At 67.9% G+C, this 11959-nt stretch carries 9 protein-coding genes; all 9 read right to left on the bottom strand.

The features are described 5' to 3' along the window. Positions 1–84: 84 nt before the first annotated feature. Positions 85–774: a helix-turn-helix transcriptional regulator gene (locus tag ACYJSS_RS09715; protein ID WP_236206484.1), complete on the bottom strand. Its 690-nt coding sequence runs from the start codon at positions 772–774 to the stop codon at positions 85–87. Between the two features lie 13 nt (positions 775–787). Continuing rightward, positions 788–1678, bottom strand: coding sequence for an alpha/beta hydrolase (locus tag ACYJSS_RS09710; RefSeq protein WP_111261298.1), 891 nt, complete (start codon positions 1676–1678; stop codon positions 788–790). Positions 1679–1793: 115 nt separating this feature from the next. Next, positions 1794–3023 carry an alanine transaminase gene (gene alaC, locus ACYJSS_RS09705; RefSeq protein WP_111261299.1) on the bottom strand — a complete coding sequence of 410 codons (1230 nt, stop codon included), beginning with the start codon at positions 3021–3023 and terminating at the stop codon, positions 1794–1796. Positions 3024–3293: 270 nt separating this feature from the next. After that, positions 3294–4397 (bottom strand): polysaccharide lyase family 7 protein, encoded by a 1104-nt coding sequence (locus ACYJSS_RS09700; protein WP_158545598.1) that lies wholly within the window; start codon positions 4395–4397, stop codon positions 3294–3296. A gap of 195 nt (positions 4398–4592) precedes the next feature. Continuing rightward, positions 4593–5948, bottom strand: a complete 1356-nt coding sequence (locus ACYJSS_RS09695; RefSeq protein ID WP_111261301.1) for a pyridoxal phosphate-dependent decarboxylase family protein — start codon at positions 5946–5948, stop codon at positions 4593–4595. A gap of 152 nt (positions 5949–6100) precedes the next feature. After that, positions 6101–6679: an ANTAR domain-containing response regulator gene (locus ACYJSS_RS09690; protein ID WP_111261302.1), complete on the bottom strand. Its 579-nt coding sequence runs from the start codon at positions 6677–6679 to the stop codon at positions 6101–6103. 15 nt (positions 6680–6694) lie between these two features. Continuing rightward, complete coding sequence (locus ACYJSS_RS09685) at positions 6695–7909, bottom strand: CmpA/NrtA family ABC transporter substrate-binding protein (RefSeq protein WP_111261303.1); 1215 nt, start codon at positions 7907–7909, stop codon at positions 6695–6697. 192 nt (positions 7910–8101) lie between these two features. After that, positions 8102–8311, bottom strand: a complete 210-nt coding sequence (locus ACYJSS_RS09680; RefSeq protein WP_021220295.1) for a YgdI/YgdR family lipoprotein — start codon at positions 8309–8311, stop codon at positions 8102–8104. 780 nt (positions 8312–9091) lie between these two features. Continuing rightward, positions 9092–11692 (bottom strand): bifunctional aconitate hydratase 2/2-methylisocitrate dehydratase, encoded by a 2601-nt coding sequence (acnB, locus tag ACYJSS_RS09675; protein ID WP_111261304.1) that lies wholly within the window; start codon positions 11690–11692, stop codon positions 9092–9094. Positions 11693–11959: the final 267 nt, after the last annotated feature.

The following is an 11959-nucleotide window of genomic DNA, read 5'->3' as shown; positions in this document are numbered from 1 at the left end:
ATGGGTCTCCGTTGCGGAGCGACGGGTGTCGTCACTCGATACGCGCAGGCTAGGCCCACCCCCTGTCAGTTTCTGGCAGCAGCTTCACTGCTCGGCGATGCCATGCAGCGCGCGCCACTCTCGCAGCAGCACCTGGCGCCGCCGTGGGTAGCGCCGGCCCAGGTCGAGCAGCTCGGCCACCCGGTCCAGGCGGAAGTGGCGCATGCCCTGGCGCAGCTCGCACCAGGCGGCCAGCACCCGGGTCTGCTCGAAGTAGCCCAGGGCGAACGGCCAGACCACCCGTTGCGACGCCTGGCCCTCGGCATCGCGGTAATCGAGCTGCACGCGGTGCTCGAGGCGGATGACCTCGCGTACCTGCTGCAGCAGCGCATCGGGGATTTCGCTGGCCGGTGCCGGGCCGATCAGCAGGGTGCTGGTCTCCAGCTCCTCACGCAGGGCCGGGGGCAGCACCGCGCCGACCTTGGCCAGCACATCACGCGCGGCACCCATCAGTTGGCGGTCGCCCCGGCGGGCGACCCAGCGCATGCCGAGCACCAGGGCCTCGATCTCGCCCAGGGAGAACATCAGCGGCGGCAGCTCGAAGCCGGGCCGCAGCACGTAGCCCAGCCCGGCGCCCCCTTCGATGTTGGCGCCCTGCTGCTGGAGCGTGGCGATGTCGCGGTAGAGGGTGCGCAGGCTGATGCCGAGCTCGGCGGCCAGGGCATGCCCGGCGACGGGGTAGCGGTGACGGCGGAGGATCTGCAGCAAGTCGAGCAGGCGCTGGCTTCGGGACATGGTGCTAGCCGGCTCAGAGACTCAGCAGGCCGACGCTGCGCAGGAAGCGTTCGACGTCGGCGGTGTAGCCATTGTCCTGGCCGAGTTCGTGGTTGATCTGCCGGTGCGACATGTCCACACCCATCACTTCCACGCGCTTGCCCAGGTCGCGGCCCTTGGCGGCGAAGCCACGGGCCTGGGGGCAGGCGTCGTCGCGACGGGTGGAGCACACCGCCAGCAGCGGCGCGCCGGCCCGTTCCAGGCGCAGGGTGGGGGAAGCGGCGCGCCAGGTGGCGGGGTCGTCGCCGAAGGCGCGGTCATAGAGCTTCAGGTGCGGGCCGCGCATCACCGTCTCGACGTTGAAGGCGGCGCTGTCCAGCGCCACGGTGCCGATCCACGGGCGCGCGCCCTGCTGGGCGGCGATCTCCGGCGCGGCGTCGATCAGCGCCACCAGGTGGGCGCCGGCGGAGTGGCCCATCAGCACGAAGCGCGCCGGGTCGGCCTGCCAGCCGCTGGCCAGTTGCTGGGCCTGGGCGAGGGCGCGGGCTACGTCGTCGGCCTGGGCCAGCGGCGGGGTGTCGGGGAGCATGCGGTAGTTGGTGGAGACCAGCACCACGCCCTGGGGCACCCAGCGCAGGGCCTTGTTCAGGGCGACGCTGCCGTTGTCCTTGTCGCCATTGGCCCAGCCACCGCCGTGGACCATGAAGATCACCGGGGCGGGTACGCGCGGCGCCACCTTGGGCAGGTAGACGTCGAAGCGCTGGCGCTCGTCGTTGCCATAGGCGACATCGCGCTGCACGCGGATGCCGGCGTCGTCGAGCTGGCGGGCTTCGCGGCGCTCCTGGAGCAGGCCGGCACTGGCGGTCTGCAGCGTGAGGGCGCCGAGCAGGGCGGCGCAGAGGAACAGCAGGCGGCTGGGCTTCATCGTTGGGTCCTTCGCTGATGGGCCGGGACGGCGCCCGGTACAGCCTTGATACGCCGCCGGGGCACTAACCCCTGCGGGGAAATGAAAACGGCGCCCCGTGGGGCGCCGCTGCCTGTCACTCGGCCTTGCGGGGCTTGCCCGGCTGGATCAGCCCGTCGGCGCGGAACATCGCCTTGATGCCGCGGATGGCCTGGCGAATGCGGTCCTGGTTCTCGATCAGGGCGAAGCGCACGTGGTCGTCGCCGTATTCGCCGAAGCCGATGCCGGGGGAGACGCAGACCTTGGCCTCGGCCAGCAGCTTCTTGGCGAACTCCAGGGAGCCGAGGTGGGCATAGGGCTCGGGAATCTTCGCCCAGATGTACATCGAGGCCTTGGGGTTCTCGACCATCCAGCCCGCCTCGTGCAGGCCCTTGACCAGCATGTTGCGGCGCTGGCGGTACTGCTCGGCGATGTCGCGCACGCACTGCTGGTCGCCTTCCAGCGCGGCGATGGCGGCCACCTGCAGCGGGGTGAAGGTGCCGTAGTCGTGGTAGCTCTTGATCCGCGCCAGGGCGCTGACCAGCTCGGGGTTGCCGACCATGAAGCCGATGCGCCAGCCGGCCATGTTGTAGCTCTTGGACAGGGTGAAGAACTCCACCGCGATGTCCTTGGCGCCGGGCACCTGCATGATCGACGGGGCCTTCCAGCCGTCGTAGACGATGTCGGCGTAGGCCAGGTCGTGGATCACCAGTACGTCGTACTGCTTGGCCAGGGCCACCACGCGTTCGAAGAAGTCCAGCTCCACGCACTGTGCGGTGGGGTTGGAGGGGAAGCCGATGATCATCATCTTCGGCTTGGGGATGGATTCGCGGATGGCGCGCTCCATCTCGGCGAAGAAGTCGACGCCTGGCACCAGCGGCACCGAGCGCACTTGGGCGCCGGCGATCACCGCGCCGTAGATGTGGATCGGGTAGCTGGGGTTGGGCACCAGCACCGTGTCGCCGTGGTCCAGGGTGGCCAGCATCAGGTGCGCGAGGCCTTCCTTGGAGCCGATGGTGACGATGGCTTCGCTTTCGGGGTCGATCTCCACGTCGTAGCGGTCCTTGTACCAGCGCGAGATGGCGCGGCGCAGGCGGGGAATACCGCGGGAGGTGGAGTATCCGTGGGTGTCTTCGCGCTGGGCGACCTGCACCAGCTTCTCGACGATGTGCGGCGGGGTGGCCCCATCGGGGTTGCCCATGGACAGGTCGATGATGTCCTCGCCACGACGGCGCGCGGCCATCTTGAGTTCGGCGGTGATGTTGAAGACGTAGGGGGGGAGACGATCGATGCGCGCGAAACGGCGCGGAGAACGCGTGTCAGCCATGCTTTCCTCGGATACGTAAGCGCCCGGAACCGTCCGAGCGACGTTGGCCACATGGGTGGCCTGGCGGCGAAGATAAGCGCAGCGGCGGGGCGTTGTCGAGAAAAATCCGAGGCGTTGCGGGGCGTTTTCTTTCAGGGCGAATGGGTGTGCCACAGGGCGGCGCGTATCGCGGATGAATCCGCTCCCACATGGCGTCAGCCTGCACCGGGTGCCGACCCGGGCGCCGTTGCGGTGGGCCGGTACAGGCTCCACCGCAACGATTGCCTGGCGTTATTGCGAGATGAGGATGGAGAACTTCTTGTGGTGGGTGCTGCCGTTGACGTCACGCACCTGGGCCACGAACCAGTGGGCGGTGGTGGAGGCGGTGCCGGCCTCCGGGGTGCCGCTGACCAGGCCGTCGGCGGCCAGCGTCAGGCCGGCCGGCGGGTGGCCGCTGACCAGCTTCCAGGTGGCGCCACCGAGGCCGCCGGTGGCGTACAGCTGGGCCTGGTAGGGCTGGCCGACGCGGGCTTCGGGCAGGGCGGCGGGGCTGTTGACCAGGAGGCCGTCGTTGGGGTGGCTGGCGGCCAGGCGGTAGAACTTCACCCGCGCGCCTTCGGTGGCGCTGTCGCCGTGCATGTGCAGGTAGGCGCCGGCCTTGAAGTAGAAGGTCTCGCTGTTCCACGCCGGGTCCATCGCCATGGTCGCCACCGGGCCGCCGTTGGCCGAGGCCATGGCGACGTTGTGGCTGACCTTCATCTGGTAGCTGAAGGTTTCGCCCAGGGCGATGTCCGTGGCCAGCACGTGGTTGGTGAAGGGCGGGCCCTGTTCCGGCAGGCCCTGCAGCTTGGCGATGACGCGGCCGGTCTTTTTGGCGAAGTCGTAGCGGTAGTAGAGGAGGATCAGCGGCGCGCTGCCGTAGCCGTGCACCTGGCCGACGATGACGAGGCCGTCGCTGGGCACCTGCATGACCTTGAGCAGGGCGTCCTGCACCGATTCGCCGGCGCCGCTCCAGGTCAGCCCGAGGTTGCTCGGGTCGAGCATCTCGCGCAGTTCCGAGCGCGGGCTGCTGGAGCCCCCGGCGGTGGCGCCGTTGAGCGGGGTCCAGAAACTCATGGAGCCGTCGGCCGCGTCGGTGCGGAACCAGCGCGACTGGTAGCCGTCGGGCCCGCTGAGCTGGTCGGGGCGCACGGTGATGGCCTTGCCCTCGGTGCCGCCCTCGGCGTCCTGGGGCACGGTGATGTTCCAGTTCTCCAGGGCGAAGTTGCCGCCCGGGGCGACGCCCTTGTAGAGCTCGGCCTGGGCTTCGCCGAGCAGCAGGCAGCCCAGCAGGCCGAGCCAGTGGGTGTTGCGGTGGCGGTGGGGGACGGGGTGGAGCGATTGAAGCCTGTGCATGCCTTGCATCCTCGTTGTCGGGCCGCACTCCGCTCGAGACCGCCTTCCTTCGACGCGTACGTGCCTTCCCTGTGCTTGTTCAGGGCCTGCCGCGTGGCAGGCCTTTCACAGACTCGTCGTCTTCAGGGAAGGTTCTGCCGCTGCGTTGCAGCGGCGACCGGTGGCGCACTGGCAGCGGTGCATCGGGCGGGCCTGTCAGGCCGTGTGCCGGGCCTTGAGGGCGATGAGCAGCTCGGCGAGGCGCTGGATATCGGCGTCCGTGGTGCGCCAGGAGGAAACGCTGAGGCGGAAGGCCGGGCGCCCCTGCCACAGGGTGGGGCCGAACCAGACATCGCCCGAGGCCTGGGCGGCGAGGCGGATGGCCAGGGTCTGTTCGTCGCTGTCGGCGCGCACCAGCACCTGGTTCAGCACCACGCGGTTGAGCACCTGGTAGCCGGCGCCGCGCAGGCGTTCGGCGAGGTACGCGGCCTGGCGCAGGTGGCGGTCGATCAGCTCGCGCAGGCCGTCGCGGCCGAGGCTGGCCAGGGCTGCCCAGATGGGCACGCCACGGGCGCGGCGGGAGAATTCCAGGTTGAGGTTCTTCTGCGCATCGCGGGAGGCGCTGGCATAGGCGGCGTCGCTGTTCATCGCCGTGGCCAGGGCCTCGGCGTCGCGGCAGATGGCCATGGCGCCGTCGTAGGGGGTGTTCAGCCACTTGTGGCCGTCGGTGGTCCAGCTGTCGGCCTGCTCGACGCCTTCGGCCAGCGCGGCGGCGGAGCTGGCCCGGGCCCAGAGGCCGAAGGCGCCGTCCACATGCACCCAGGCGCCAGCGGCGCGGGCGCGGGGGATGAGCTCGGCGAAGGGGTCGAATTCGCCGGTGTTGACCTCGCCGGCCTGCAGGCAGAGGACGGTCATGTCGTCCAGCGGCGGGAGCTGCGCCGGGTCGATCCGGCCCAGTTCGTCGACGGGCGCCACCCGCAGGCGATTGATGCCGAAGCCGAGGATGCGCAGGGCTTTCTTCACGGTGATGTGCACGCTGGCGGAGACCACCACACGCACCTCGGGCGCGCCCATCAGGCCGTCGCCGTCGAAGTCCCAGCCCTTGCGTGCGAGCAGGGCGCGCCGGGCTGCGCTGAGGCAGGCCAGGGTACAGGCGGTGGCGCTGGTGCCGAAGCCCACGGCGCTCTCTGCGGGCAGGCCGAGGCTCTCCAGCACCCAGCGCGCGGCGGCCTTCTCGATGCGGTCGGCGGCGGGGGAGTTGTCGAAGGAGGAGGCGCACTGGTCCCAGGCCAGCACCAGGCGTTCGGCAGCGGCGGCGGCCGGCAGGGTGGCGCCGATGACGAAGCCGAAGTAGCGCCCACCGTTGGAGGCGGTGGTGGCGGGGGAGCCCAGCTCATCCAGCAATTGCAGGGCCTGGTGGGCGGGCAGGCCCTGGGTGGGCAGGGGGCCGTCGAAGCCGGCCAGGGCGGCGATGGCGTCGGCATCGGGAAATACGCGGCGCCCGGGGATGCCGTCGAAGTAGGCGAGGGCGCGGCGGTCGGCGTCTTCGAGGAGCTGGCGTTCGGTGTCCATGGGCGTGTCCGGGCGGTGGCTGCGATGGGCCTACCTTAGCCGTCGCCACGGCGTGCCAGCAGATACACGCCACGCCCGCGATGGCCGTACAGTCGCGGTCGACGGACCCCGGACAGCAGAACAGTTACAACTCCCACCCGTACAGTTGCCCCTCAGTGCCCCAACATGTCGTGCATGGCGATGATCTGTTCGGCCACCTGGATGAGCTTCTGCTGGCGGCTCATGGCCTGGCGGCGCATCAGGGTATAGGCCTCTTCCTCGTTGCAGCTCTTCATCTTCATCAGCAGTCCCTTGGCCAGCTCCACGCGCTTGCGCTCGGCGAGCTGCTGCTCGCGGGCGTTGAGCTGCGCGCGCAGGGCCTGGTCGCTCTCGAAGCGGGCGATGGCGACGTCGAGGATCGGTTGCAGGCGCTGGGCGTGGATGCCTTCGACTATGTAGGCGCTGACGCCGGCCTGGATGGCCTGGCGCATGACGCCGAGGTCGTGCTCGTCGGTGAACATGACGATGGGGCGGGGCTGGTCGCGGCTGACCAGCACCACCTGTTCCATGACATCGCGCCCCGGGGATTCGGTGTCGATGAGCACGACATCGGGGCGCACGGCCTCGACCCGTGCGGGCAGGTCGATGGTCAGCCCGGATTCGTCGATGACCTCGAAGCCGGCTTCGACCAGGGCGGTGCGAAGACGACCGACTTTCTTCGCGGTGTCGTTGATCAGCAGGATGCGCAGCATAGGGTGGCCGTCCGGTTACAGGGCGAGGGCGGAGGGTGTGCCGGCGAGGGCGTGCAGGCGGAAACCGCGCGCGTAGCCGGCCGGGTCGCTGCCATCCCAGGTGATGCCGTCCATCAGCGTGGCGCTGCGCATCGGCCCGGGGACTTCGATGCCAAGGGCCTCGGCGGCCTGGCGATAGAGGTCGAGGCGCTGCACCTGGCGGGCGACGCCGAGGTAGTCCGGGTCATCGCGCAAGAGGCCCCAGCGGCGGAACTGGGTCATGAACCAGATGCCGTCGGAGAGGTAGGGCATGTTGACCCGGCCACCGTCGAAGAAGCGCAGCGGGTGGGCGTCTTCCCAGGCGTTGCCCAGGCCGTCGCGGTAGTGGCCGAGGAAGCGCGGCTCGATGGCCGAGAGCGGTGCGTCGACGTACTCGGCGCCGCTGATGAGTTGTGCCGCGCTGCGGCGGTTTTCCTCGCTCTGTTCGATGAAGCGGCTGGCTTCGAGCACGGCCATGGTCAGGGCGCGGGCGGTGTTCGGGTAGGCCTCGGCGAAGGCGGCGGTGACGCCGAGGACCTTCTCCGGGTGGTCGGGCCAGATCATCTGGCTGGTGGCGAGGGTGAAGCCCTGACTCTGGTCCACCGCCAGGGCGCCCCAGGGGCCGCCGGCGCAGAAGCCGTCGATGCGCGCGGCCTGGAGGTGGGCGACCATCTGCGAGGGTGGCACCACCACGCTGTTGACGTCGTGCAGCGGGTGGATGCCATGGGCGGCCAGCCAGTAGGCGAGCCACATGGCGTGGGTGCCGGTGGGGAAGGTCTGGGCGAAGGTCAGCCGTGCACCACCCTGGCGCACGTGGGCGGCCAGTGCCTCGGCAGTGGTCACGCCAGCGCGCCGCAGGGGTTCGGAGAGGTTGATGGCCTGGCCGTTCTGGCACAGGCCCATGAGGATGGCCATGGCGGTGGCGCTGCCGCCGATGCCCAGGTGGATGCCGTAGACCTGGCCATAGAGTGCCTGGGCGGCGTCCAGCTCGCCGGCCAGCAGCTTGTCGCGCAGGGTGGCCCAGGAGGCCTGGCGCTTGAGGTTGAGGGTCAGGCCATAGGGTTGGGCGAAGCCCTGGGTGGCGGCGACGACCAGCGAGGCCGAGTCGGTGAGGGCCATGAAGCCGAGATCCAGCGTGCTCTTTTCCGGTGCATCGCTGCCGGTGACCCAGGCCAGGTTGTCATTGCGTGTGTGCAGTCGGTCGTCGCTCATGCTGTCGCCATCCCATCAACGAAAAGGCGCCGCCCCGGTCTATCGCGGGGTGCGATGACCGATGACGACGCCATTGTCCGGCGGCCCGCCCCGCCGTTGGAGCGGGCCTGATGCGAGTGACGAAGCAAGCGATGTGCCAGGGGCAGAAAGCAAAGCCCCCGCCGGAGCGGGGGCTGAGTGGAGCGGGGCGGATCAGCGTTCGATGATCTGCTTCACCTGGGTCTGCGGGATCTGCTGCTTGCGGCCTTCGCTGTCCTCGAATTCGAGCATGCCGGTGTCTTCGTCCAGCTGCGGCTTGCCATCGCTGGTGAGCATCTGGCCGTCGGTGGTGTTGATCAGGTATTCGCTGGAGCAGCCGGAGAGGCCGACCAGGCAGAGGGCGATGAGGATCCAGTGCTTCATGGTGTTACTCCTTGGAATGAGCGGTTGGGCGCTTCTCCTTGGAACATAGCCGCTGGCGGTGGGCTGGCAAGGCGGGGGAGGGCGAATTCGTGGTGTGCGGCACGGTTCGGCGAGGTGGCGTTTCTTCGGTTCGGTTCTCGGTTCGACGGACCTGGGGCAGCGAAGCGTTTCGCGAATGAATTGGCTATGTCTGCGTTAAGTGTTGCTAGAAGATTTGAGTCCAGCTGATTGCCGAGCTTTGCTGGTGCTTCTGGTTTCGCCCCCCCGGGCGAGTCCCTTTTCCAATCGCTGGAACGCCAGCCCGGTGAAAAGGAACCAAAAAACTTGCCCCTCCATACGGGTCTGGCTTCGCCAGACTCCCCTCGCTCCATCATCGTTACTCGCTACGCTCGCCCTTCGGGCCAGCCTTCGGCTGTTACTACGCTTCGCTTCGTTTCACGACGATTCGCTCGGCCTCCTGGGAAGGGGCGTTGGCGGCTGCTCCAACTTTCTTCACTCGAATCCTCACATCGATGTGCGCATCACCAGCGGGTGTACACCGCGGCTGGTGGCTTTCGTAGGATGGTGTAGAGCGAAGCGAAACCCATGCGGCGGAGGTGGCACGAACCCTTGGGCGCCCGGAAAGGGCCGTGCTTGAGCGCTTGCATTAAAACCACACCAGCTAGCGCAGACAGAGCCAATGAATTCGCTCCCACGGGGTTTGTGAGTGTGGTGCTCGGCGCAAATCGCGCCCATGAAAAAGCCCCGCACGGGGCGGGGCTTCTTCATGGCCGGTGAGGCTTAGGCTTGAACGACCGGGATCTTGGCGTTCGCAGCGGCTTCGCGGTACTCGGCGATCTGGTCGAAGGACAGGTAGCGGTAGACGTCGGCCGCCATGCTGTCGATGTTCTTCGCGTACTCCATGTACTCCTCGACGGTCGGCAGCTTGCCCAGGATGGACGCGACTGCCGCCAGTTCGGCGGAGGCCAGGTAGACGTTGGCGCCATCGCCCAGACGGTTCGGGAAGTTGCGGGTGGAGGTCGAAACCACGGTGGAGTTCGACGCCACGCGTGCCTGGTTACCCATGCACAGCGAGCAGCCCGGCATTTCCATGCGCGCGCCGGCCTTGCCGTAGATGCCGTAGTAGCCTTCCTCGGTCAGCTGGTGCTGGTCCATCTTGGTCGGCGGCGACAGCCACAGGCGGGTCGGAATCGAGCCCTTGACCTTGTCCAGCAGCTTACCGGCAGCGCGGAAGTGGCCGATGTTGGTCATGCAGGAACCGATGAACACTTCGTCGATCTTGTCGCCGGCGACGGTGGAGAGCAGGCGGGCATCGTCCGGGTCGTTCGGAGCGCAGAGAACCGGCTCCTTCACGTCGGCCAGGTCGATCTCGATGATCTCGGCGTACTCGGCGTCCTTGTCGGCTTCCATCAGTTGCGGGTTGGCCAGCCAGGCTTCCATCGCCTGGGCGCGACGCTCCATGGTGCGGGCATCGCCGTAGCCTTCGCCGATCATCCAGCGCAGCAGGGTGATGTTGGACTGCAGGTACTCGGCGATGGCCTTTTCCGGCAGCTTGATGGTGCAGCCCGCAGCGGAACGCTCGGCGGAGGCGTCGGACAGCTCGAACGCCTGCTCGACGGTCAGGTCGTCCAGGCCTTCGATCTCGAGGATGCGGCCGGAGAAGATGTTCTTCTTGCCCTTCTTCTCGACGGTCAGCAGGCCCTTCTGGATGGCGTAGTAGGGGATGGCATGGACCAGGTCACGCAGGGTGATACCGGGCTGCATCTTGCCTTTGAAACGCACCAGGACGGACTCGGGCATGTCCAGCGGCATGACGCCGGTGGCGGCGGCGAAGGCCACCAGGCCGGAGCCGGCCGGGAAGGAGATGCCGATCGGGAAGCGGGTGTGGGAGTCGCCACCGGTGCCGACGGTGTCCGGCAGCAGCATGCGGTTCAGCCAGCTGTGGATGATGCCGTCGCCAGGACGCAGGGACACGCCGCCACGGGTGCGGATGAAATCCGGCAGGGTGTGGTGGGTGGTGACGTCGATGGGCTTCGGATAGGCCGCGGTGTGGCAGAAGGACTGCATGACCAGGTCGGCGGAGAAGCCCAGGCAGGCCAGGTCCTTCAGCTCGTCGCGGGTCATCGGGCCCGTGGTGTCCTGGGAACCGACGGTGGTCATCTTCGGCTCGCAGTAGGTGCCCGGACGGACGCCGGCTACGCCGCACGCCTTGCCGACCATCTTCTGCGCCAGGGTGTAGCCCTTGCCGCTGTCGGCGGGCTGTTCCGGCTTCTTGAACAGGTCGGAGGAGCCCAGGCCCAGTTCGGCACGGGCCTTCTCGGTCAGGCCACGGCCGACGATCAGCGGGATACGGCCGCCAGCGCGGACTTCGTCGAGCAGCACCGGGGTCTTCAGTTCGAAGGTGGTGATGACTTCGTCGGTGCCGTGCTTGCACACCTTGCCGGCGTGCGGGTAGACGTCGATCACGTCGCCCATGTTGATGTTCGACACGTCGAACTCGATCGGCAGGGCGCCGGCGTCTTCCATGGTGTTGTAGAAGATCGGGGCGATCTTGGAGCCGAAGCAGAAGCCGCCTGCGCGCTTGTTCGGCACATAGGGGATGTCGTCGCCGAAGAACCACAGCACCGAGTTGGTGGCGGATTTGCGCGAGGAGCCGGTGCCGACCACGTCACCGACGTAGGCGACCGGGAAGCCCTTGGCCTTGATCTCTTCGATCTGCTTCAGCGGGCCGATGGCGCCTTGCTGCTCGGGGACGATGCCGTCACGGGCCATCTTCAGCATGGCCAGGGCGTGCAGCGGGATGTCCGGGCGGGACCAGGCGTCCGGAGCCGGGGACAGGTCGTCGGTGTTGGTTTCGCCGGTGACCTTGAACACGGCCAGGCTGTATTTGTCGGCGATGGCGGGCTTGGCGGTGAACCACTCGCCGGCGGCCCAGGATTCCAGGACGGCCTTGGCGTGGGCGTTGCCAGCCTTGGCTTTCTCGGCGACGTCGTGGAAGGCGTCGAACATCAGCAGGGTGTGCTTGAGCTGTTCGGCAGCGGTGGCTGCCAGCTCGGCGTCATCCAGCAGCTCGACCAGGGTGGCGATGTTGTAGCCGCCCTGCATGGTGCCGAGGAGTTCGGTGGCGCGTTGCTTGGAGATCAGTGGGGACTTGGCTTCACCCTTGGCGAGGGCGGAAAGGAAGCCGGCCTTGACGTAGGCGGCTTCGTCCACGCCCGGCGGAACGCGGTTGGTGATCAGGTCTACGAGGAATTCTTCTTCGCCGGCCGGCGGGTTCTTCAGCAGCTCTACCAGGCCTGCGGTCTGTTCGGCGTTCAGCGGCTGGGGCACGATACCCTGGGCGGCACGCTCTTGTACGTGTTTGCGATAGGCTTCAAGCACAGTTTTACCCTCATCAGTGGTCCCAAGGAGTTGTCCGGGACGCTCATCCAGGAATCCAGCGAACCCGTGCGCCGCGCAGCTTTGTGAGCTGCCTGGCCAGGGTTTCGATGGTTCCATCCAGAAGCTGTTTTCAAAGTTTTACGCCGGAAGGAAGGCCTGATGAGGGCTGGCGTTGGACACTCGCCGGGGAGTGCCCAGCGCCAAGATTTCCTGCCGGGTGGACTGTGCTCGTGACGCTTTGAAAACAGCTTCCAACGGACATTGGCG

The organism is Pseudomonas sp. No.21 (genome assembly GCF_054558415.1).
Note: the sequence above shows the minus strand (reverse complement) of the source record. Positions and strands in the feature narration are given on the sequence as shown.

Excerpts from the sequence above, each read along its gene's own strand:
- ACYJSS_RS09715 (WP_236206484.1), bottom strand. The coding sequence starts at position 774 with ATGTCCCGAAGCCAGCGCCTGCTCGACTTGCTGCAGATCCTCCGCCGT.
- ACYJSS_RS09710 (WP_111261298.1), bottom strand. The coding sequence starts at position 1,678 with ATGAAGCCCAGCCGCCTGCTGTTCCTCTGCGCCGCCCTGCTCGGCGCC.
- alaC (WP_111261299.1), bottom strand. The coding sequence starts at position 3,023 with ATGGCTGACACGCGTTCTCCGCGCCGTTTCGCGCGCATCGATCGTCTC.
- ACYJSS_RS09700 (WP_158545598.1), bottom strand. The coding sequence starts at position 4,397 with ATGCACAGGCTTCAATCGCTCCACCCCGTCCCCCACCGCCACCGCAAC.
- ACYJSS_RS09695 (WP_111261301.1), bottom strand. The coding sequence starts at position 5,948 with ATGGACACCGAACGCCAGCTCCTCGAAGACGCCGACCGCCGCGCCCTC.
- ACYJSS_RS09690 (WP_111261302.1), bottom strand. The coding sequence starts at position 6,679 with ATGCTGCGCATCCTGCTGATCAACGACACCGCGAAGAAAGTCGGTCGT.
- ACYJSS_RS09685 (WP_111261303.1), bottom strand. The coding sequence starts at position 7,909 with ATGAGCGACGACCGACTGCACACACGCAATGACAACCTGGCCTGGGTC.
- ACYJSS_RS09680 (WP_021220295.1), bottom strand. The coding sequence starts at position 8,311 with ATGAAGCACTGGATCCTCATCGCCCTCTGCCTGGTCGGCCTCTCCGGC.